The organism is Galactobacter caseinivorans (assembly GCF_003640665.1).
Classification (GTDB): domain Bacteria; phylum Actinomycetota; class Actinomycetes; order Actinomycetales; family Micrococcaceae; genus Galactobacter; species Galactobacter caseinivorans.
This window is the reverse complement of sequence record NZ_QQXL01000008.1, coordinates 112,749-132,766: the sequence shown is the minus strand read 5'-3', so window position 1 is coordinate 132,766 and position 20,018 is coordinate 112,749. Positions and strand designations below refer to the sequence as shown.

Here is a 20,018-nt window from a genome sequence, read left to right as displayed (position 1 = left end):
GGAGCCGCCGCCACACACCCGGACGTGTGCCGGTTTAGTACAGCGCGCGGCTGGCGTCGCCGCCGTCGCGGCGGCGTGAGCGCTCCAGGTAGGACTGGGACTCGTCCGCCTGCTGCTTGAGCACCTGCACCGTCTGGGCCATGGACTTGTTGGCCTCCAGGCGGAAGCGATCCACGGCGTCCATCGCGGCAAAGGTGTTCTGGAAGGCGATCTTCAGCTTCTCGATGTCGATGCTGCTGGAGGCCGCCTGCTGCTGGATGCGGGCGCCCTGCTGATTCAGGCGCTCCGCGTTCTTGGCGATCATGTCAGAGGTGGTCTGGTTGATGGCCGTGGTCTGCTCCAGCACGCGCTCCTGCTGCTTCAGCGCCTGGTCCATGGTGACGGCGACCGTCAGCGCCATGAGCGTGGTGTTCTTGGTGCGGTCAACGCCCTTGATGAGCTCGCGGTTGTTGTCGCGAATCAGGCCGTAGGCCAGGTAGCCCTGCTGGGCCACCACCAGCTGGGTCATGAGGTCCTGGTGGCGCTGACGCACGGCAAAGAGGGCGTCCTTCTCCATGGTCTGCGCGTCTTCCACGTTGCCCTGGGCGTTGAGCTCCTCCACCTTGTTGACCAGGGCCTGGTCAAGGGCGTCCGCGAGGGAGCCGTAGTCCTTGAGCTTCTGCTGCAGGTCCCAAAGCTTCTGGCGCTCGGCGTCCAGCGTCGCATTGTCCTTGCGCAGCTCATCCTGACCGGATTCAAGCGAACGCACAATGGCGTTGAGCTGGTCACGAGAGGACTCAAAGCGGGCCAGGTAATTGGTGAGCTTCTTGCCGCCGGGCAGGAACTTCAGGAACTTCTTGGGCCCGGTGATGTCCGCGCGGTTGGGGTCAAGGTCCGTGACCATGTTGCGCAGGTCCACCAGGGTGTTGCCCACGCGGTCGCCTGCCCCAGAGGTTCCGGAGCTGGCGCGGCGATCAAGCAGGGAGTTGCTCGCGGAGACGGACTGCTCAATCTCCTTGCCGCCCATCTGCGCAATCGTGTCCGCCTTGCGCTCAAAGTCAGGGGACTGCACGTTCACGGAGAGCAGGTCATCCACAAACATGGAGGCCTTCTGCTGCAGCGCCTCATTCACCTGCGGGCGCTCCGCGAGCTCGGCGCGGCTCTGCTGCACCACGACCTCTGAGCTCATGGGCTTGATGGGCTCCGGCACCGCGAGCGCAAACTCGTTCGCGGAGGCGGGCTTGTCGAGGTTGTCCAGATTAAGGTCCACGTGTCACTCCAAAGGCGCAAAAATGCCGGGCTAAATCGTTGTCAGGCTAACACGGGGACCCTGAATATTTGCCGGGCATCTGGGGTCAAGAGAAGCCGGTGATGCCGCGCACGGTCGCGGAATCCTGGGGCGTGGCGACGTAGGCTGTGCCCATGGTGAACACCGATCAGATCACGATCCGCAAGGCACGCTCGCAGGACGTGCCCCACATCAGGGACCTGGTCAAGCCGTACGCCGCCGAACGCATCCTTCTGGAGAAGGAGGCCGTGGCCTACTACGAGTCAATCCAGGAGTTCCGCGTGGCAGAGGCCGCGGACGGCACGGTCTTGGGTTGCGGCGCCGTGCACTGCATGTGGGAGGACATCGCGGAGGTGCGCACCCTGGCCGTTTCCCCGCAGGCGCGCGGGACCGGGACCGGCCACCGCATCCTGGCGGCGCTGCTGGAGGATGCCCGCGAGCTGGGGATCCACCGCGTCTTTTGCCTGACCTTTGAGGTGCCCTTTTTTGAGCAGCACGGCTTCACCGTGATGGCGGAGCAGTCCGCGGTGGCGCCCGAGGTGTTTGCGGAGCTGCTGCGTTCCGCGGATGACGGCGTGGCGGAGTTCCTTGACCTGGCGCGCGTCAAGCAGAACACCCTTGGCAATACGCGCATGATCGCTTCGCTTGATGGTGCGTCGCGGTAAGAGATTTTTCGCTGACGCGAAACGAAGAAAGAACACTGTTGTAGATGGCTTATGCGGATAGCGTGACGGTTTATTGCCTGCTGTCCTAGGAGCCACCGTGCCTGCATATCCTCCGCACTCTTCTGCGCCCACGCGGTCCACGCGGGTGAGCCGGGGCAACCGGCCTGGGCGCCAGCGGTGGTTCTGGTGGGCCCTCGCGGCCGTTGTGGCGGTGCTCTTGCTGATCTTTGCGGCGCCGCTCGTGGTGTTGCTTGCCCTGGTTCTGCTGATCGTGGGCATCGTCAAGTGGGTGCGCTCCGGCAAGGCCCAGCGTCCCGGGTCACCGCGCCCGCTGCGCGGCCCGGCCATCACGCTCACCGCCGCGAGCGCGGTGCTGCTTGTTGTGGCCAGTGGCATCACGGGCGCCCAGAATCCGCAGGAGTCCCCGCCGGTGGCGGGCCTGGTGGCAAACACAGTGCCCGACGCGCGTTCGGGCCAGAAGGCGGCCCAGTCTCCCTCCGGCGCGGCATCCTCCGGCGCAGAGGCCGCCGCTCCCGCTCAGGAGACGCTCGCGGGGCGGCTGGGGCAGTCCTGTGGCAACGACCGCGAGGCGGTCACCCTGGGGCAGGAGACCATCTACTGCGACCCCGATCAGGCCGGGGCGCTTGCCTGGGTGAGCGCGGCGGATCACGCCAGCGCCACCAAGAAGGCAGCCGAGGCCAAGCGGGCGGCTGACAAGGCGGCCGCAGACAAGAAGATCACCGCGCAGAAGAGCGCGGATCAACAGCGTGCTGATCACCAGGCTGCGGCCAAGCAGGCGGCCGCCAAGAAGTCTCAGGCCGAGCGGGCCGCCACGGTGAGGGCCGAGCGGAAGAAAGCCACCGCCCGGAAAAAGGCGGCGGCCGCGAAGGCCGAGGAGAAGAAGGCCGAGGAGGAGCGGGCCGCGAACCTGCCCAGCACGGAGGAGAACGCCTCCGTGTATTACCAGAACTGCACCGCGGTGCGTGACGCTGGGGCGGACCCGATCCGCTCCGGGGACCCCGGGTACAGCCGCAAGTTGGACCGGGATGGGGACGGCATTGCCTGTGAATAGCGCGGTCAAGGCGGCCGGTGGGAACGGGGCGGCGACGCGACGCGGTGCCCGTGTGGGGGCCGTGGCGTTCGCGCTCGTGGTGGGGCTTGGCCTCAGCTCCTGCGCTGCGACGGGGGCGTGGGACGGCGACGCCACGCAGAACAGTGACTCCACACAGAACAGCGACTCCACGCAGAGCAGCGACGCTACACCGGGTGGCGCCGTCACTCCGTCCGGCTCCCTGCCCCAGGCCGCGCCGCGCACCTGGACGGAACCCGCGGCCCCCAGCACCTGGCTTGAGCCCCAGGAGCCGGGAGCTGGCGAACCGGGCGACACAGGCGAACCTGGCAGCACGGACGAATCGGGTGCAGCCCAACGGCCTGGTTCCTCCGCCACGCGGGGTCCGGGTCCGGCGCCGGCGCCCGGGGCCGTGACGGTAGCGCAGGCGCTGGAGCAGATCCCGACCAAGGGCCGGGCGCCCAAGACCGGTTACGCGCGCGACGAGTTTGGGCGGGGGTGGAAGGACCCGGATCGCAATGGGTGCGATTCCCGCAACGACATCCTTGGCCGCGACCTGAGCGGCAAGACGTACAAGCCACGAACCCGCGAGTGTGTGGTGTTGACCGGCACCTTGGCGGACCCATACACCGGTGGGAGCATCAGCTTTCGGCGCGGATCCTCCACCTCCATGGCCGTGCAGATTGACCACGTGGTGGCTCTCTCCGACGCCTGGCAAAAGGGCGCGCAGAAACTGGACGCGGACACCCGCCTGCGCCTGGCCAACGATCCGCTGAACCTGCTGGCCGTGGACGGTCCCACCAACTCCCGCAAGTCTGACGGGGACGCGGCCACCTGGTTGCCGCCACGCAAGGCGTATCGCTGCGAGTACGTGGCCCGCCAGAGCGCCGTGAAACTGAAATACGGGCTGTGGATGACACCGGCGGAGAAGGCGGCCATCTCGCGGGTGGTGGCCTCCTGCCCGGCGCAGGCCATCCCCGCGGTGTAGCGGGAGCTGCCGGCCGCGCTTCCTAGGCCGGCAGGGTGACGCCGCCGGCGCCGTCCTGGACGGCAAGGCCGTCCGCGATGAGGCCGGTGAGGCAGCGCTGGCGTTGCTCGGCGCCCGCGGCGAGACGGCGCAGGGCGCGCCACTGCTCCGACGTTTGTTCCGGCGTCCCGCGCTGTGCGTCGAGATCCCGCGCCTGCGGTAGGGGGCCCACTGCCGTGAGCAGCGCCTCCGGTACGGAGGATTCCGCCGCGCGCAGCACCGTCATCATGGCGCCACGCACCTGGCGGTCGGTGCCCTCCCACGCCTGCCCCTTGGGCTGGTAATGCGGTGCGGGTTGCCCGGCGGCGATCCACGCGCAGCGCTGGCGCACCGGGCACACATCGCAGGAGGGGGAGCGCGCCGTGCAGATGAGCGCGCCCAACTCCATGGCCGCCGCGTTCCACAGATTGGCCTCGCGGATGCCGTCCTGGGTCTCGCGCTGGGGCATGAGCGCATCCGCCAGCCGCGCCTCCGCCCGGGTGTATGAGGGCTCCGGGAGCGCTTGGCCGGTCACGGCGCGCGCCTGAACCCGCCGAACATTGGTATCCACCACCGTGGCCGGGATGCCAAACGCAAAGCTGGAGACGGCCGCCGCGGTGTACTCGCCCACCCCGGGCAGCGCCAGCAGCTCCGCCAGGTCCGAGGGAACCCGCCCGCCGTGCACCTCCTCCAGTTCCCGCGCGCACGCGTGCAGTCGCAGGGCCCGGCGCGGGTAGCCCAGCTTTTCCCACGCCCGGACGGCCTCACCGGCGGGCTCCGCGGCCAGGTCTGCGGGGGTGGGCCAGCGGGCCATCCAGCGCTCCCAGACCGGCAGTACGCGCACCACCGGGGTCTGCTGCAGCATCACCTCTGACACCAGCACGCCCCACGGGGAGCACTCGGGCCGCCGCCACGGCAGGTCCCGGCCGTGATCGAGGAACCAAGCGTTGACCGCTGAACGTAACCCGGCGGCGTCGGTCTGGGCCAGCGCCCCGGCGGCCCCGCCCGTGGAACCCAACCCGGCGGCGTCGGGCACAGCAGGAGTCCCGGCGCTACTCGGAGAAGGCGACACGGGATTCCTTAACTGACGGGCTGGAAGGGCGGGATGGGCGCGAACCCAGCCGCGCCCGCGGACGCATCGATCCTAGTCCGCAGAGCTCGCCGAGTGAGTCCACCTGCCATGCCTGCGGCGCGGCACTCGCGGCGGACGCGCTGCGCCATTTATTCTGACGCTCATGAGCACCGGACAGGGTTCCCCCCGCCCCAGCGCGGCCGTGTACCGCCGCCGTCGACTGGTGGTGGGCGTCGGCGCGCTGCTGGTGCTTGCCCTGCTGATCTGGGGCGTCAGCTCCATCATCGGGGCCATCACCAAAGGCCCGGGCAAAGAGCAGCCGCCCGCGGCCGCTACGCAGAGCAGCCCAGCCACCAGCGCGGCCGCGTCCTCCGCCTCCCCGGCCGGGGTGAATCCGGACGGAAGCTGCCCGGCGGGCGCCGTCAAGGTGACCGCGTCAACGGACAAGCCCAGCTACGCCAGCGGGGCCAAGCCGGTGCTGATCATGACGCTGCGCAACACCCTGTCAGAGCCCTGCACCACCAACGTGGGCACCAAGGAGCAGGAATTCTTGGTGACGTCCGGCAAGGACCGGATCTTCTCCACCAAGGACTGCCAGAAGGATGCGGTGGATACCGAGTTCACGCTGGAGCCTGGCAAGGACGAGCAGGCCAAGTTCACCTGGAACCGGGCACGCTCGCTGGCCAAGTGCGCGGCGATTGACTCCACGCCCCGCGGCGGCACGTACACGCTGCAGGTCAACCTCGGAAAGACCGAATCGGAGCCGGTGCAGTTCGTCCTGAAGTAGGAGCCGGCCGGCGGCGGCGCGTTTAGCGGTAGCGCTCCAACAGGCTGTCCTCGGCAAAGCGCCCCAGGCCCTCGCGGACCGTGCGGGCGCGCTGATCGCCAATGCCCTCCACCGCGCGCAGGTCCTCGATGGATGCGGCCATGAGCTGTTGCAGGCCACCAAACTGGGAGACCACGCGCTCCACCACCGCGCGGGGCAGGTTGGTGAGCCCGGCCAGGAGCCGGAACCCCTGCGGCTGCACCGCTCGGTCCAGGACCTCTGGCCCACCGTTGAAGCCAAGCAACCTGGCCAGCCGGGTCAGGTCAACCAGCTCCGCGGCGGAGAGCTCGGAGAAGACGGCCAGGGCGGCCTCCACGTCCAGCGGCGTCTCCGAGGAGCCGGCGGTGTAGGCGGCCTCCGCGTAATCTCGCAGCACCACCTCGGGTTCGTTGCCGGACTTGATGGCCAGCTCTTCCAGCTGCAGGGCCACCAAGCGGCCGTCCGTGCCCAGCTCCAGGACGTACTGGGAGATCTCCTCGGAGATGCGCCGCACCATTTCCTGGCGCTGGAGCACCTGAACCACGTCCCGCACGGTGGCGGTGTCCTCGATCTCCTGATTGGAGAGCGTGATGGTGACCTGATCCAGGCGTTGGCGGTAGCGTTCCAGGGTCGCCAGGGCCTGGGTGGCGCGGGCCAGGATGGACTCGGAACCCTCCAGCTGGTGCCGGATCCCGCCCACGTAGATCGCGATGATCTGCATGGAGGCGGAGACGGTGATGACGGGGTGACCGGTCTGCACCGCGACGCGCTCCGCGGTGCGGTGACGGGTGCCGGACTCGGACGTGGGGATGGCAGAGTCCGGGACCAATTGCACCCCGGCCTTGTGGATCTGGGTCACGTCCTTATCCACCACGATGGCCCCGTCCATCTTGGCCAGCTCACGCAAACGCGTGGGAGAAAAATCGATCCCGATGTCAAAGCCACCGGTGCTCAGCGACTCCACCAAGCGATCCATCCCGAGCACCAGCAAGGCGCCGGTGCGCCCGCGCAGGATCCGCTCGAGGCCGTCGCGCAGTTCGGTGCCGGGGGCTACGAGCGCCAGTGTGAGGCGCAGCGTCTCCTCGGGAGTGCGTGCCATGGGGTGGGGTGACCTTCCTAGGGGGAGTGCTCCCCTCATCCTAGTGGGGCGGGCCAGGCCGGGTCACTCGATGCAGAGGCCCCGGCCTGGCCCTCACTGGGGGTCATGCGCTGAGGACGGCCGGCGCGCTCAGCGCGGTGGGCTGTCCAGGTGGGACTGTTCCAATCGCGGCGCCCTCACCATGATCCCGGCGACCGTGCCGGACGGGAAGACCGCCTCCATGGCCTCTTGCAGGGTGGTCACCTGCGCCACCCTAAAATTGGCTGGCACCTTGCCGGCGCCTTGGGGTGAGAGGGGCACGACGGCGCCGCCGAACCCCAGGCGCTCGGCTTCAGTGACGCGCTGGTTGATGTCCTGGACGGGGCGGATTTCCCCGGCGAGGCCCACCTCGCCGAACGCCACCACCCCGGGCGGGATGGGCTGTTCAAGGCAGGAGCTTGCCAGGGCAAGGGCAGTGGCAAGGTCCACCGCCGGCTCGCTGAGTTTCACGCCCCCGACCGTGGCGACGTAGCTATCCAGGGTCCCCAGGCGCAGCCCAAGCCGGGCTTGCAGCACGGCCACCAGCATGGCCACGCGGGAGGAATCCAGCCCGGAGGTGGAGCGCCGCGGCTGCCCGGCGGCCATGGGGGTGACGAGTGACTGCACCTCCGCAACCAGGGGGCGCCTGCCCTCCATCGCGACGGTGATGCAGGTGCCGGCCACGGGCTGCTTGGTGCGGGTCACAAAGAGGCGGGACGGATCATCAAGGCCCTCAATCCCGGTCTCCGTGAGGTCAAAACAGCCCACCTCATCGGTGGAGCCAAAGCGGTTCTTGGTGGCCCGCAGCAGACGCAGGCGCGAATGGCGCTCGCCGTCGAACTGACAGACCACGTCCACCAGGTGCTCCAGGAGGCGCGGGCCAGCCACCGAGCCATCCTTGGTCACGTGGCCCACCAGAAGGGTGGAGATGTTGTTGCTCTTGGCCACGTTGATGATGCTTGCAGCGACCTCTCGCACCTGGGAGACGCCACCGGCGGTGCCGTCCAACTCCGAGGAGGACAGGGTTTGGACTGAGTCGACGATGAGGAGATCAGGGCCAATGGCCTGGATCTGGCCCAGCGCCAGGCCAAGGTCACCCTCCGCGGTCAGGAACAACGTGTCCGCCAGCGCGCCGATCCGGTCCGCGCGCATCTTGACCTGCGCCGCGGATTCCTCGCCAGTGATGTAGAGGACGCGGGAGCCGGCCCGCGCGGTCCTGGCGGCCACGTCAAGGAGGAGGGTGGACTTGCCGACCCCAGGCTCCCCGGCCAGGAGGATCACGGCGCCGGGGACCAACCCGCCGCCAAGGACGCGATCCAGCTCCGTCACGCCGGTGGGGCGATAGCCGGCCGTTGCGGCATCCACCTGGCCGATGGGCTGGGCGGGGTTGGCCACGCTCGCGGCCGGCGTGGTGCGGCTGCTCACGAGCCCCACCTCATCCACGGTGCCCCACGCCTGACACTCGCCGCAGCGGCCCACCCACTTGGCGGTGGTCCAGCCGCATTCGGAGCAGCGATACCCGGGAGTCTTGGTCTTTGCTGGCATGGTCTCAGCGTAGGGCTAGGGGCCGACGCTCTGCGCCGACGTCCCAGCCTCGGGTCCCGTTTGGGCCCCGCCATTCACGTCGGCATCCGGCCCGGCACCACCGTCTGGCCCGGTACCACCGTCCGGTTCGGTGCCGACGTACGCCCCGGCCCAGCGGCGCAGGGCGGCGTACGCAGCGTTTCGCGCTGGGAGGTGAGAGAGGAAGACATCGTGCAGAGCGCCGTCGACCCGCTGAATGCTCACGGAGGCGCCAAGCCGGGTGGAGCGCTCGGCGATCTCGTTCACGACCAGCACCGAATCCGTGGTGAGCATGTCCGTGCTCCACCTGGCCAGCAGGGTGGAGCGGGCGGAGAGCAGGGAAAGCACCGGGGCGTCGATCGTGAGCCCGGTGGCCACCTGGGCGTGCCCCACCAGCACGGCGCGCAACCACCCCGGCCGCACGGCAAAGCCGCGCTCCGGGCGCCAGGACTCGTTGTAGTCCCACTCGCCCTCGAGGCGCTGATTCACGGCGCGCGAGTAAAAGCCCAGGTCCACGTTGAGCATGGGGGCGTGGGAATCCATGCGTGCCCCCATGTCCACGAGCGGCATCAGGGCGTTGCGGCCGGACTTGGAGGCCTGGAACTCCAGCCACGGCGAATTCAGGATCAGTGCGTCCGCCCGCCCGGGGTGCCGATGGGCCCAGAGGCTGAGGGTGAGGCCGCCGGTGGAGTGGCCAAGGAGGACCACCTTGCGCCCGGCCGGCCTGCTCCCCATGATGCGCAGGGCCTGGCCAATCTCGTCGTCATAGGCGGAGAGGTCCTCCACATATCCGGGGGTCTGCCAGGGCCGCAGGCTGCGCCCGTACTTGCGCAGGTCAAGGGCAAAGAAGCGGGCGCCCCAAGAGGTCAGGGTCCGGGCCAGGTCCGCCTGGAAGAAGTAGTCAGACCAGCCGTGCACGTACAGCACGTCGGCGCCAGCCAGCGGCCCGGTGCCTGCGGGCGGAAGCTCGCACCGCACCAACGTGGCCATCAGCTCGCCCTCTGAATCCACGCCGAGGGGCAACGTCAGGGTGCTGAAGTCCGGACCCAGGATGTCTGGGTGCCACGTGCCGTTGGGTGCCACAGGTGCTCAATTCTGCTGGGGTGTAGGCCGATCCTCTCATCCCCGCCTGGGCCGCGCCCCGGAACCCGCGCCCCGGAACCCGCGGCCCGGATCCCGCGCCCGTGCACCTCCTAGAACCTGGGCAGGTACTCCACCGCATCGTCGTGGCGCACCCCGGCCGCCTCCAACAGGTCAACGCAGAGTGGGCGCAGCATCATGACCACCCCAGCCACCTGGGGGTCGCCGCCACCGAGCTTGGCCGGGTCCAAGGACCCGGCCACCTCCGTGAGGCGGTCGCGCGCCTGGGCGGTGAGGTGATCGTGCCCGCTGGATGACGTGGTGGTCACCGACGCGGCCAGTGTCGCCACGGCGTCTGCCAGGCCATCCAGCGTCTCCGCCAGGTCTTCGCGCTCAGCCACGGAGAGCACGTGGTGACTCATGAGGGAGGCAATCCGGCGGCTCAGGCTGCGCACATTGCGCACCGCCAGGTCCACCTGGACCTCCATCAGGGCCAGCCGGTCGATGTCGCCGCGGTGGCGGCGGGCGGCAGGGGAGAGCCTCGTCATCTCGCTGGCGGCGGCCAACTCGCTCGCGGCGGCGTCCACCAGCGGCTGGGTGTTGCGGGCCTGCACCAGGCAATGCCACGCGCTCGCCGAGTCATCCGCCACGAGCGCGGCGGAGAGGTCCCGCAGCACCCCGCCGGTTTGCTGCAGCAGGGCGGCCAGCTCCCGTGAGGGCTGGCGGCGCGGGTCCTTGGGCCACAGGATCACGAGCAGGAGCGCCACCACTCCGCCCACGATCGCGTCAAGGGAGCGGGTAAAGGGCCCGCCCGCCGGCGCGGGGAGCAGCACCACGAGCAGGGACTGCAGGCCAAATTGCATGCTGAAGACCACGCCGGAATCCAGGAAGCGGCTGAGTGCAAGCGACACAAAAACCACCAGCGCCGCCTGCCACAGCCCGGTGCCAAAGAGCGTGAGCAGCACGTCTCCCACGGCGATGCCGAGGGTGCAACCGACCGCGACCTCCAGCGTGCGGCGCACATAGGAGGTGGAGGCAAAGTTGAGCGAAATCAGCGCGCTCGTCGCCGCAAACAGTGGCCCGGGGTGGCGCAGCACCACCTCCGCGAACCAGTAAGAGAACACGGATCCGACCGTCGCGAGCACAATCTTGGGCAGCGAGACGCGCACGCGGGTGACCCCGGCGCGGCTTCTTGCCGCGATCACCGAACGGGTCGAGGTCAGGGATGCGCGCGCCATGAACACCATCCTTGCACCGCGACGGCCCCGCGGGCGTCACGAGACGGCGCGGCTCGCGCGCTTTTTCTGCGCCCTGACGCGGCGCGTCAGGTGACGCAGGGGCACCTGCCCGACGACGCGGCGTCGGGCATGTGCCCCAGCTCACGGAGCGAACGCGAGCACAGTTCACCTGCCGTTCACCTTGACCCCCTTCGTGCTTCACCTCGCCCTCTTAGCGTCACTGTTGCAGGCCGAATCGGTCTGCCGGCCCGGGCACTGATCGTGCGCGGCAGTGGAACCTGGGAATCAACTCCCCACTTGGTTGAAAGAGGAAATACTCGTGAAGCTCAAGCGACTCGGCCAGGCGGCCGCCGTTCTTTCCATCGCGGCCCTTGGCCTCACCGCTTGCGGTCAGGCGAACAACCCGGGTGCCAGCAGCTCCGGCGCGGCCTCCGGAAGCGCCGCTGAGGGCGGCTCCCAGGTAGAGGGCACCCTCTCCGGCTCCGGCGCCACCTCCCAGGAAGCCGCCGTCACCGCGTGGCAGACCGGCCTCGCCGCCACCGCCCCGAACGTCTCCGTCCAGTACAACCCGGTTGGCTCCGGCGCCGGCCGCAAGGCCTTCCTGGCCGGCTCCGCCTCCTTCGCCGGCTCGGATGCCGCGCTGAAGCCGGAAGAGCAGGACGAGGCAAAGAAGGTGTGTGGCCCGGATGGCGCACTGAACATCCCCGCCTACATCGCCCCCGTCTCCGTGGCCTACAACCTCAAGGGTGTTGACAAGGTCCAGATGGATGCCGAGACCATCGCCTCCATCTTCACCGGCAAGATCAACAAGTGGAATGACCCGGCACTCGTCAAGCAGAACGAGGGCGTCAGCCTCCCGGACACCAAGATCACCGTGGTGCACCGCTCGGATGAGTCCGGTACCACCAAGAACTTCACCGATTACCTCACGGCCGCAGCGCCCAAGGCCTGGACCTACGACGTCGTGGAGAAGTGGCCGTCCGAGATCAACGCCGAGTCCGCTCAGGGCACCTCCGGTGTTGTGAAGCTGGCCACCACCACTGACGGCGCCATCACCTACGCCGACCTCGCAGCCACCGGCAACCTTGGCCACGTCTCCGTGAAGGTGGGCGACTCCTACCAGGAGCCCACCGAGGAGGCCGCAGCCAAGACGGTTGAGACCGCCAAGAAGGTCGAGGGCGGCAGCGCCAACGACATGGCCGTCAAGCTGGACCGCACCGCCACCACGGCCGGCACCTACCCGATCGTGCTCGTGAGCTACCACATCTTCTGCTCCACCTACAAGGATCAGAACACCGTGGACATGGTCAAGGCATTCGGCACCTACGTCACCTCGCAGGACGGCCAGAAGGCCGCCCAGGAGGCCGCCGGAGCCGCACCGCTCTCCACCTCGCTCTCCGATCAGGCCAAGAAGTCCATCGAGACCATCACGGTCGCCAAGTAGTTCAGATCCGGTGGGCGCGGCTACGGCCGCGCCCACCGGTTCGCCGGGCGCCAGCGCCCAGGATCCCCCTCACCGATCCTTCCCTCTCACCCTTCCCAGGAGTCCACGTGAGCACCACCACCGCACCTCCGGCACTGAGCTCCGGCTCATCCGGTCGCGCTGGGGACAAGTTCTTCTCCGGCCTCACCCTGGCCGCGGGCATCGTCATCCTCGCCGTCCTGGCCTTCGTGGCCGGGTTCTTGGTCCTGGAGTCCGTCCCGGCACTCTTTGCCCCGGCAGATCAGATCTCCGCAGGAACCAGCTTCTTCACCTACGTCTTCCCGATCATGATCGGGACGCTGATCACCGCGGCCATCGCGCTGCTGATCGCCACCCCTATTGCGCTGGGAGTGGCACTGTTCATCTCCCACCTGGCGCCGCGAAACCTGGCCAAGCCGGTGGGCTACGTCATTGACCTGCTGGCCGCCATCCCCTCCGTCGTTTACGGCGCGTGGGGCATGCTCGTCTTGGGGCCGCTGATGGTCCCCATGTATGACTGGCTGCACACCTACCTGGGCTGGATCCCGCTCTTTGGTGAGCCATCCACCACGGGCCGCACGCTCATGACAGCCTCCGTGGTCCTGGCCGTGATGATCCTGCCGATCATCACCGCGCTCTCCCGCGAGATCTTTGTCCAGACGCCCAAGCTGCATGAGGAAGCCGCACTGGCCCTCGGCGCCACGCGCTGGGAAATGATCCGGATGTCCGTGCTTCCCTTTGCCCGCTCCGGTGTGGTCTCCGCGATCATGCTTGGCCTGGGCCGCGCACTGGGAGAGACCATGGCAGTGACCCTGGTCCTCTCTCCCGGCATCCTCACCGCGAACCTCATCGGTTCCGGTAACCAGACCATCCCGTCGGAGATCGCACTGAACTTCCCGGAGGCCTTCGGGATGCGTCAGAACGAGCTGATCGCCGCCGGTCTGATCCTCTTCATCATCACCCTGCTGGTCAACATGGTGGCTCGCTTCATCGTGAACCGCCACAAGGAATTCTCGGGGGCCAACTGATGATCAAGGAACAGACTCCTAGCGATCCCACCAAGACAGCAGCCGGAGAGTTGAGCGCCGACGTGACCGACGTGAAAAACGCCCAGCAGGGTCCGGGACGCCGTCATGGCCGCTCCCGCCTGACCGCTGGCCAGAAGCCGCGCTGGACCGCCTGGGCCGTGGCCGGCGGCGCCCTGATCATCGCCGCCGCTCTCATGGCGCTGATCGGCTTCAACATTGCCGGTTGGCTCATCATCACCGCGATCCTCTACGTGGTGGCCATGTACGTGACCACCACCATCATGGAGAACCGCCGCAAGGCAACGGATGGCCTCTGGACCAACCTGATTGTTGGCTCCTTCCTGATTGCGCTGATCCCGCTGATCTCGGTGCTGTGGACCGTCATCAGCCACGGCACTCCCGGCCTGACCGCTCCCGGTTTCTTTGCCTCTGACATGAAGGGCGTCACGGGCATCACCGACCAGAAGACGGAGGCGGGAGATCTGCCGCTGATCGGTGGCATCAAGCACGCGCTGATGGGCACGCTGCTGATCACGCTGGCGGCGACCATCATCTCGGTGCCGATTGGCCTGCTGACCTCCATCTACCTGGTGGAATACAGCAACGACAACTCACTCTCCAAGGTCATCCGCTTCTTCGTGGACGTCATGACGGGCATCCCGTCCATCGTCGCCGGCCTCTTCGCCAGCGGCCTGATGATGTTCATCTGCCAGAAGATCCTGCAGATGCCGCCCGGCTCCAACGTCATGGGCTTCTCCGCGGCCGTTGGTCTCTCCGTGCTGATGATCCCCGTGGTGGTTCGCTCCACCGAGGAGATGCTGCGCGTGGTTCCGAACGAGCTGCGAGAGGCCTCCGCCGCCCTGGGTGTGCGCAAGTGGCGCACCACGCTGAAGGTGGTTCTTCCCACCGCCATCTCCGGTATCGCCTCCGGTATCACGCTGGCCATTGCCCGCGTGGTCGGTGAGACGGCCCCGATCCTGGTCACCGCCGGTGTGGCGCTGTCCACCAACTTCAACCTGTTCAAGGATTGGATGATGACGCTGCCGGTGTTCATTTACCGCCAGCTGATGAACCCGACCGCACCCATGGCCCCCACGGCCTCGGAGGAACGCGCCTGGGGCGCCGCCCTGGTCCTGATCATCATCGTCATGCTCCTCAATCTGCTCGCCCGCGTGGTTGCGAAGATCTTCGCTCCCAAGACCGCCGGCCGCTGAGCACCTCACAGACTCTAGACAAGGAAAAAACTCATGGCTAAGCGCATCGACGCCGTCGACCTGAATGTCTACTACGGCAAGTTCCTCGCCGTAGAGGGCGTGAACATCAACATTGAGCCCAAGTCCGTCACGGCCTTCATTGGCCCGTCCGGCTGTGGCAAAACCACCTTCCTGCGCACGCTGAACCGCATGCACGAGGTGCTGCCCGGCTCGCACGTGAAGGGCAACGTGCTCCTGGATGGGGACGACATCTACGCCCCGGGCGTGGACCCGGTGACCATCCGCTCGCAGGTGGGCATGGTGTTCCAGCGCCCCAACCCGTTCCCGACCATGTCCATCCGCGACAACGTCCTGGCCGGCTTCAAGCTCAACGGCAAGCGCATGAGCAAGTCGGACTCGGACGCCGTGGTGGAGAAGTCATTGCGCGGCGCCAACCTCTGGAATGAGGTCAAGGATCGCCTGGAGAAGCCCGGTTCCGGCCTCTCCGGTGGCCAGCAGCAGCGCCTGTGCATCGCCCGCACCATCGCGGTGGAGCCCGCCGTGATCCTCATGGACGAGCCCTGCTCCGCCCTTGACCCCATCTCCACGCTGGCCGTGGAGGACCTGATCAACGAGCTCAAGAACCAGTACACGGTCGTGATCGTCACGCACAACATGCAGCAGGCCGCGCGCGTGTCTGAGAAGACCGCGTTCTTCAACATCGCGGGCACCGGCAAGCCGGGCAAGCTCATCGAGTACGCGGAGACCTCCACGATCTTCAACAACCCGTCTGATCAGGCGACCGAGGATTACGTCTCCGGCCGCTTTGGGTGATCAATAGCTTCCCCGCACGCTCACGCGTAGCGGGGCAGGGCCCCTGGGCGCGATGCGTCTGCGGGGGATTCTGAGGGGGATCGGCGGCGGTGGGGTCTTGGACCCCACCGCCGCTCCTGTTTCTGCGGGGCAGGGACCGGGCCCCGCGGCGTCGGGCAACGGGAAGCGGGCAACGCGGCAACGCCGGGCACGACGGCGGCTGGCGGCGCGTCAGCCGGCGGCGCGTCAGTGCAAAAGGGGCGACGCCGCGAGGTACAGCACCGCTGCCAGCAGGCCGCAGACCAGCGGGGTGATGATCCAGTAGCTCATGATGCGCATGGCCGTGGCCCAGTTGACGGTGGAGTGGCTCTGATTCAGGCCGGCGCCCACCAGGCCGGCCGTGACCGCCTGCGTGGAGGAGATGGGCGCGTGCAGCACAAACGCGCCAATGAAGAGCATCCCGGCGGAGGTGATGTTGGCGGCGCCGGCGCGCAACGGGTCAAGGGTGACCAGCCGCGCGGAGAGCGTGTGCGTGATGCGCCAGCCGCCGCCGAGCACGCCGGCGGCCAGCAGCACCGCGGCGCCCACCTGCAGCCACATGACGGACCCGGAGGGCAGCTGCGCGCCCACGGTCCCCAGCGTCACCACGGAGAGGGCCACGGCCCGCTGGCCGTCCTGCAGGCCGTGGGACAGGGCCACGGCGCAGGTGCCGATGGCCTGGGCGGAGCGCCCGGCCTCGTTGGCCCTGCGGGGGGTGGAGTGGCGCACGGCCCAGACCAGCGGGACCACGATGACATATGCCAAGACGGGCGCCAGGAGGGTCGTGACCAGCATGGGCAGCAGGACCTGGCGCAGCATCAGGCCGGCCGCCTCCGCCAGCCCGAAGCCGCTGGCGAGGGCCGCCACCATGGCCGCGCCGGAGATGGCGGCGAGCACCGCGTGGGTCGAGGAGGAGGGCTGGCCCTGCCACCAGGTGAAGAGCCCCCACCCGCCGGCCACGAGGAAGCCCACCAGCAGGATCACGAGCCCGGAGGTGTGTCCGGGCAGGGCCGTGTCAAAGCGCCCCACGAGCGTGGTGGCAAAGCTGGAAAAGATCAGCGCGCCAAGCGCCGTAAAGCCGGCGACGACGGCCAGGGCCAAGTAGGGCGTCAGCGCGCGGGTGCGGACCGCTGTGGCCACGGCGTTGGAGGCGTCGTGAAAGCCGTTCAGGAATGTCACCCCGGCCAAAACGACCAGGGTAGTGCCGAGGAGTACTGTCTCCACGGCCTCAGGATTCCTTCACGAGCACGTGTCCAAGGTGATCGGCAAAGCCGAGCAGGGCCTCGGCGGCGCGGTCCAGGTCCTTGGCCAGGACCTCCTGGCGCACCACGGTGGAGATCTTCTGAATGTCTGCGAGCTCCAGGAGCCAGGCCTGCTGGGTGCGGCGCGCGCGCGAGGCAAGGCGGAGCAGGTCAAGCCAGGTGTCCTCCAGGGATTCCAGCTTGCCAAGGCCGGCCAGCGCGATGCGGCTCAGGTCTGCCTGGCGGCCCAGGATTTCCAGCAACTCCGGCACACGATCCGAGCGGGAGGCGCCGGCGAGCTGCAACAGCGGGCCGGCGCCGGCCACGGCGGAGACGGCGGAATGCAGGAGCCGGGAGAAGGCGTAAAGATCCTCGCGTGGCAACGGGTTCACAAAGGAGGTGCGCAGGTGCGTGAGGAGCGCGTAGTGAAGGTCAGAGGCCTTGATCTCGAGGTGCTCCAGCTGAGTCAGGAGCGAGCGTTCGCCGTCCTCGTCCGTCGCGAGCAGCTCGGAGTCCGCCGCCAACGTCTCTCGCAACACATCCGCGAGGGATGTGAGCAGGTCAAGGCTGCGGGTCTCGCTAGGGAACAAGCGCAGGCTCACGGGTACCTTCCGGCCGTTGACGAGGGGTCTGGGCCAGTGTACGCACCGCGGGTGAACCGGCCAGCTGGCGGTCTTCGCGGCACGAGCCACGATGGCGATGCTGAGAGGTGAGCGCGACGCCGGACCGGGAGCGCCTCACGGCGGTATACCGCTCAAGGCGGCTAAATGTGGAGCCCGGGGCTGCCGCAGCCCGACGTCGCTCCACCAGTGTTCGCGTGTCTGGCTGCCCGTGTCAATTCTGGTTCGCGGTCAGGAGAATAATCAGGCCAGGCGGCCCTTGCGCCACTCCGCAGCGGAGGCCTCAAGCTCCCTGGCCGTGTGGTTCAGGCGGGCCGCTGACTGGGTCAGGGCGGTGCCGCGGCGCTCGTCTGAGAGGTCCGCGGCGTCGGCATGCAGGGACTCTCCCAGGGACACCACGCGGCAGAAGGCGGCCGCGCGCAGCAGCGCAATGTCAAAGTCCCCAGTGAAGGCGCCCGTGAGGATGTCTGTGGTGAGGGCCACCAGCTCCTGCGGGCCGGGCGGCTCGGCAACGCCCGCCACGGCGCGGGAGACCGGTGCGTGCGCGCGGCCGTCGCGGAACCATGCGGCCAGCTGCTCTGGCGCCTGCAGCACGGTGCGTCGCAGCGCATACATGCGCCACAGGCTGCCGGGCAGGGTCACGGCGGGGGAGTGGGACCACAGCTCGGCAATGTCCTGCAGCCCGTCCGCGTCCGCCAGGCGGACCAGGCGCTCCAAGATGGCGGGGTCGGAGTTGGCGCGGCCGCGCAGCACCAGGGCGGCGGCGGTCATGTGTGCTGCCTCGGAGAGGCGGGCAGGGTCGGTGCCACCCTCGTAGCTATCGAGCATCTCGCTCGTGAAGAGGGTGGGGCGGTGGTACTGGCGCGGGGTCCCGGATGTCATCGTCTCGAAGAGTACTCCTGCCAGGCGTCTAGGCGCTGTGATGCAGGTGTGGCCCAGAAAAGGGAAGGTCCCCGGGGACCTCCTGTGCCGAGACCTTGGGAGGAGCTTCGGCACGGTGGGCCGCCACATTGGGGGTTGGACGGCCAGGGTGCCGGTAGATGGGGGTCCTACGGCACCGGTTTGTAGAATATCTTGAAATGGCGGCGGGTGGGGACTTTTTTCGCAGATTCAATACATTGTTATTTTTTCGTTCGCATGGGCTTATATTCATGGGCCAAAAATCCCCTGCCGTTCCGCGGATTCCTGAGGCTGGAGGCGGGCATCTGAGGCGGTAATCCGTGCATGAATTTTTTTCGGCGTGGGGGGTTCGGGGCGGAGGATAGTCGCGCTAATCTTATTAGCGCGGCGGGTAAAAGAATCGTAGAAATACAGGTATAAAACTCATTACATAAAGCGGCGGGGTGATGCGGCGGCAGGGGCTGGCGCGTGGATGTGGAAGAATTGTCGGCGGGCGTTCGTGCGGACACCCTCCCCGAGGGAGAGGTGGCCGTGGGCCACGATGTGGCCGCTCAGGCACTCGATTCTGAGTCCGAGTACGGATGACTTACAGTGAAGATCCCCGCTCTCGCAGGGAAAATCGCAGACCAGGGCCTATAGCTCAGCTGGTAGAGCATCGGACTTTTAATCCGCTGGTCGCGGGTTCGAACCCCGCTGGGCCCACCACTTCACGGCTGCCGCACCCGCCACCTGCGCGGGGGCGGTAGCTCTGTCTGGCCCGCTTCGCGTCAGGGTGTGAGGGCGTCGGGAATGAGCGCCCGGGCCTACCGCCTGGGACCTACCGTCGGGGCCAACCGCCTGGACCTACCGCTGCGGGCCTACCGCCTGGGACCTACCTCCGTGGCCGCAGCCCCGACCCGTACTCAATGTGCTCCTTGACCTTGCCGCCCATCAGCGTGCTCAGCGTGACCAGGTGAATGCCCTTGGCCTTGAGCTTCTTCACGATCTGCGGCACCGCGCGGACCGTGGATTCGTGGATGTCGTGCATCAGCACAATGTCGCCGGGCTTGGCCGCGGCGGCGGACGTGATGGTGGCCTTGGTGCTGCGCGTCTTCCAATCCAGTGTGTCCACGTCCCACAGCGCCAGCGGCATGCTCACCTGGCCTCGCTGGGAGCGCAGCAGATCCCCGTACGGTGGGCGCAGGAACACGGCCTTGGTCCCGCCCGAGGCCTTGGTGATGACCCGGTTGGTGCGCCCGACCTGGGAGTCCACGACCTTCTTCTTCAACCGGCTCAGCTGCGGGTGATCCCAGCTGTGATTGCCCAACTCCATACCCGCGGTGGCCTGGGCCTTGACCAGCTCCGGGTACTGCTTCACCTGCTGGCCAAGGAGGAAGAACGTGGCCTTGGCCTGGCCCGCCTCCAGGTGCTTGAGCAGCTGAGCGGTGTACGGGCCGGGGCCGTCGTCAAAGGTCAGCGCCACGCACTTGACCTTGGCGCAGTTCACCTGAGGTTCTGCCTTGGGGCTGGGCTTGCGCGCAGCAGTCGAGTGCCCCGCGGACGCTCGGGCACCGCCGGAGGATCCGCCCGCCGACGTGCTCGGCACAAAACCGAACGCCGCGCCGGGAAGGCCAGGCAGCGGCGTCGGGCGCTTGGTTGAAGGTGTGAGCGCGCCGGTGCTCGTCTGCGCAGCGGCCCTGACCAGGTCAGGGCCGGCGGTGGCGGCAAAAACGCCTGTGCCGACGCCGCTGACCGCGAGGGCGGCCGCGGTCAGTGCGGCCATGCTGGACAGGACGAAACGACGCGACAGGGGCCTACGCATGATTCCTAGTGTTTCTCGAGGGCTGGGAGCACGGCCGAG

General features: G+C 68.1%; 18 protein-coding genes and 1 tRNA gene. 9 read left to right on the top strand and 10 right to left on the bottom strand.

Annotation, left to right across the window (positions count from 1 at the left end; all coding sequences use genetic code 11):
• Nucleotides 1–34: 34 nt before the first annotated feature.
• A complete protein-coding gene (locus DWQ67_RS12615; RefSeq protein ID WP_121485952.1) occupies nt 35–1,249 on the bottom strand; it encodes a toxic anion resistance protein in 1,215 nt (404 codons plus the stop codon).
• Nucleotides 1,250–1,401: 152 nt separating this feature from the next.
• Here DWQ67_RS12615 and DWQ67_RS12610 point away from each other — a divergent pair, with 152 nt between their 5' ends.
• The 3 genes from DWQ67_RS12610 to DWQ67_RS14290 all read left to right on the top strand — a co-directional run bounded on the left by DWQ67_RS12610 (nt 1,402) and on the right by DWQ67_RS14290 (nt 3,989).
• Nucleotides 1,402–1,932 (top strand): amino-acid N-acetyltransferase, encoded by a 531-nt coding sequence (locus DWQ67_RS12610; protein ID WP_121485951.1) that lies wholly within the window; start codon nt 1,402–1,404, stop codon nt 1,930–1,932.
• Between the two features lie 97 nt (nt 1,933–2,029).
• Complete coding sequence (locus tag DWQ67_RS14155; protein ID WP_233556088.1) at nt 2,030–3,004, top strand: excalibur calcium-binding domain-containing protein; 975 nt, start codon at nt 2,030–2,032, stop codon at nt 3,002–3,004.
• A gap of 61 nt (nt 3,005–3,065) precedes the next feature.
• Complete coding sequence (locus DWQ67_RS14290; RefSeq protein WP_325049634.1) at nt 3,066–3,989, top strand: HNH endonuclease family protein; 924 nt, start codon at nt 3,066–3,068, stop codon at nt 3,987–3,989.
• A gap of 22 nt (nt 3,990–4,011) precedes the next feature.
• Here DWQ67_RS14290 and DWQ67_RS12595 read toward each other — a convergent pair whose 3' ends face one another.
• A complete protein-coding gene (locus DWQ67_RS12595) occupies nt 4,012–5,025 on the bottom strand; it encodes an HhH-GPD family protein (protein ID WP_407645823.1) in 1,014 nt (337 codons plus the stop codon).
• Between the two features lie 217 nt (nt 5,026–5,242).
• On the opposite strand from DWQ67_RS12595, the gene DWQ67_RS12590 reads away from it, so the two are divergent.
• A complete protein-coding gene (locus DWQ67_RS12590; protein ID WP_121485949.1) occupies nt 5,243–5,866 on the top strand; it encodes a hypothetical protein in 624 nt (207 codons plus the stop codon).
• A gap of 22 nt (nt 5,867–5,888) precedes the next feature.
• On the opposite strand, the gene disA is transcribed toward DWQ67_RS12590, so the two are convergent.
• The 4 genes from disA to DWQ67_RS12570 all read right to left on the bottom strand — a co-directional run bounded on the left by disA (nt 5,889) and on the right by DWQ67_RS12570 (nt 10,882).
• On the bottom strand, nt 5,889–6,983 hold the full coding sequence (disA, locus tag DWQ67_RS12585) for a DNA integrity scanning diadenylate cyclase DisA (protein ID WP_121485948.1): 1,095 nt from the start codon (nt 6,981–6,983) through the stop codon (nt 5,889–5,891).
• A 129-nt stretch (nt 6,984–7,112) separates the two neighbouring features.
• Complete coding sequence (gene radA, locus DWQ67_RS12580) at nt 7,113–8,546, bottom strand: DNA repair protein RadA (protein ID WP_121485947.1); 1,434 nt, start codon at nt 8,544–8,546, stop codon at nt 7,113–7,115.
• Between the two features lie 15 nt (nt 8,547–8,561).
• Nucleotides 8,562–9,647, bottom strand: a complete 1,086-nt coding sequence (locus DWQ67_RS12575; protein ID WP_233556087.1) for an alpha/beta hydrolase — start codon at nt 9,645–9,647, stop codon at nt 8,562–8,564.
• Nucleotides 9,648–9,757: 110 nt separating this feature from the next.
• Nucleotides 9,758–10,882 (bottom strand): FUSC family protein, encoded by a 1,125-nt coding sequence (locus DWQ67_RS12570; protein WP_121485946.1) that lies wholly within the window; start codon nt 10,880–10,882, stop codon nt 9,758–9,760.
• 319 nt (nt 10,883–11,201) lie between these two features.
• Between DWQ67_RS12570 and DWQ67_RS12565 the strand changes: the two genes are divergently transcribed.
• The 4 genes from DWQ67_RS12565 (at nt 11,202) to pstB (ending at nt 15,399) form a co-directional block, all read left to right on the top strand.
• Nucleotides 11,202–12,326 carry a phosphate ABC transporter substrate-binding protein PstS gene (locus DWQ67_RS12565; RefSeq protein ID WP_121485945.1) on the top strand — a complete coding sequence of 375 codons (1,125 nt, stop codon included), beginning with the start codon at nt 11,202–11,204 and terminating at the stop codon, nt 12,324–12,326.
• 107 nt (nt 12,327–12,433) lie between these two features.
• On the top strand, nt 12,434–13,372 hold the full coding sequence (gene pstC, locus DWQ67_RS12560) for a phosphate ABC transporter permease subunit PstC (protein WP_199712719.1): 939 nt from the start codon (nt 12,434–12,436) through the stop codon (nt 13,370–13,372).
• The gene (gene pstA / locus DWQ67_RS12555; protein WP_121485944.1) at nt 13,372–14,586 is read left to right on the top strand and encodes a phosphate ABC transporter permease PstA; all 1,215 of its coding nucleotides are present in this window, start codon (nt 13,372–13,374) and stop codon (nt 14,584–14,586) included. Before pstC ends, pstA begins: the two co-directional genes overlap by 1 nt.
• Nucleotides 14,587–14,619: 33 nt before the next feature.
• Nucleotides 14,620–15,399, top strand: a complete 780-nt coding sequence (gene pstB / locus DWQ67_RS12550; protein WP_121485943.1) for a phosphate ABC transporter ATP-binding protein PstB — start codon at nt 14,620–14,622, stop codon at nt 15,397–15,399.
• Nucleotides 15,400–15,624: 225 nt separating this feature from the next.
• Here pstB and DWQ67_RS12545 read toward each other — a convergent pair whose 3' ends face one another.
• The 3 genes from DWQ67_RS12545 to DWQ67_RS12535 all read right to left on the bottom strand — a co-directional run bounded on the left by DWQ67_RS12545 (nt 15,625) and on the right by DWQ67_RS12535 (nt 18,160).
• Nucleotides 15,625–16,641 (bottom strand): inorganic phosphate transporter, encoded by a 1,017-nt coding sequence (locus tag DWQ67_RS12545; RefSeq protein ID WP_121485942.1) that lies wholly within the window; start codon nt 16,639–16,641, stop codon nt 15,625–15,627.
• Between the two features lie 4 nt (nt 16,642–16,645).
• Entirely contained in the window at nt 16,646–17,260 is a 615-nt protein-coding gene (locus DWQ67_RS12540; protein ID WP_121485941.1) for a hypothetical protein, read from the bottom strand.
• Between the two features lie 261 nt (nt 17,261–17,521).
• Nucleotides 17,522–18,160: a hypothetical protein gene (locus DWQ67_RS12535; RefSeq protein WP_121485940.1), complete on the bottom strand. Its 639-nt coding sequence runs from the start codon at nt 18,158–18,160 to the stop codon at nt 17,522–17,524.
• Between the two features lie 647 nt (nt 18,161–18,807).
• Between DWQ67_RS12535 and DWQ67_RS12530 the strand changes: the two genes are divergently transcribed.
• A tRNA-Lys gene (locus tag DWQ67_RS12530) sits at nt 18,808–18,883 on the top strand.
• A 166-nt stretch (nt 18,884–19,049) separates the two neighbouring features.
• On the opposite strand, the gene DWQ67_RS12525 is transcribed toward DWQ67_RS12530, so the two are convergent.
• Complete coding sequence (locus DWQ67_RS12525) at nt 19,050–19,979, bottom strand: polysaccharide deacetylase family protein (protein ID WP_121485939.1); 930 nt, start codon at nt 19,977–19,979, stop codon at nt 19,050–19,052.
• Nucleotides 19,980–20,018 lie beyond the last annotated feature (39 nt).

What these genes read in the sequence shown, in the direction of transcription:
- DWQ67_RS12610 (WP_121485951.1), top strand. Translation starts at nt 1,402, where the DNA reads ATGGTGAACACCGATCAGATCACGATCCGCAAGGCACGCTCGCAGGAC.
- DWQ67_RS12590 (WP_121485949.1), top strand. Translation starts at nt 5,243, where the DNA reads ATGAGCACCGGACAGGGTTCCCCCCGCCCCAGCGCGGCCGTGTACCGC.
- disA (WP_121485948.1), bottom strand. Translation starts at nt 6,983, where the DNA reads ATGGCACGCACTCCCGAGGAGACGCTGCGCCTCACACTGGCGCTCGTA.
- radA (WP_121485947.1), bottom strand. Translation starts at nt 8,546, where the DNA reads ATGCCAGCAAAGACCAAGACTCCCGGGTATCGCTGCTCCGAATGCGGC.
- DWQ67_RS12570 (WP_121485946.1), bottom strand. Translation starts at nt 10,882, where the DNA reads ATGGCGCGCGCATCCCTGACCTCGACCCGTTCGGTGATCGCGGCAAGA.
- pstA (WP_121485944.1), top strand. Translation starts at nt 13,372, where the DNA reads ATGATCAAGGAACAGACTCCTAGCGATCCCACCAAGACAGCAGCCGGA.
- pstB (WP_121485943.1), top strand. Translation starts at nt 14,620, where the DNA reads ATGGCTAAGCGCATCGACGCCGTCGACCTGAATGTCTACTACGGCAAG.
- DWQ67_RS12535 (WP_121485940.1), bottom strand. Translation starts at nt 18,160, where the DNA reads ATGACATCCGGGACCCCGCGCCAGTACCACCGCCCCACCCTCTTCACG.
- DWQ67_RS12525 (WP_121485939.1), bottom strand. Translation starts at nt 19,979, where the DNA reads ATGCGTAGGCCCCTGTCGCGTCGTTTCGTCCTGTCCAGCATGGCCGCA.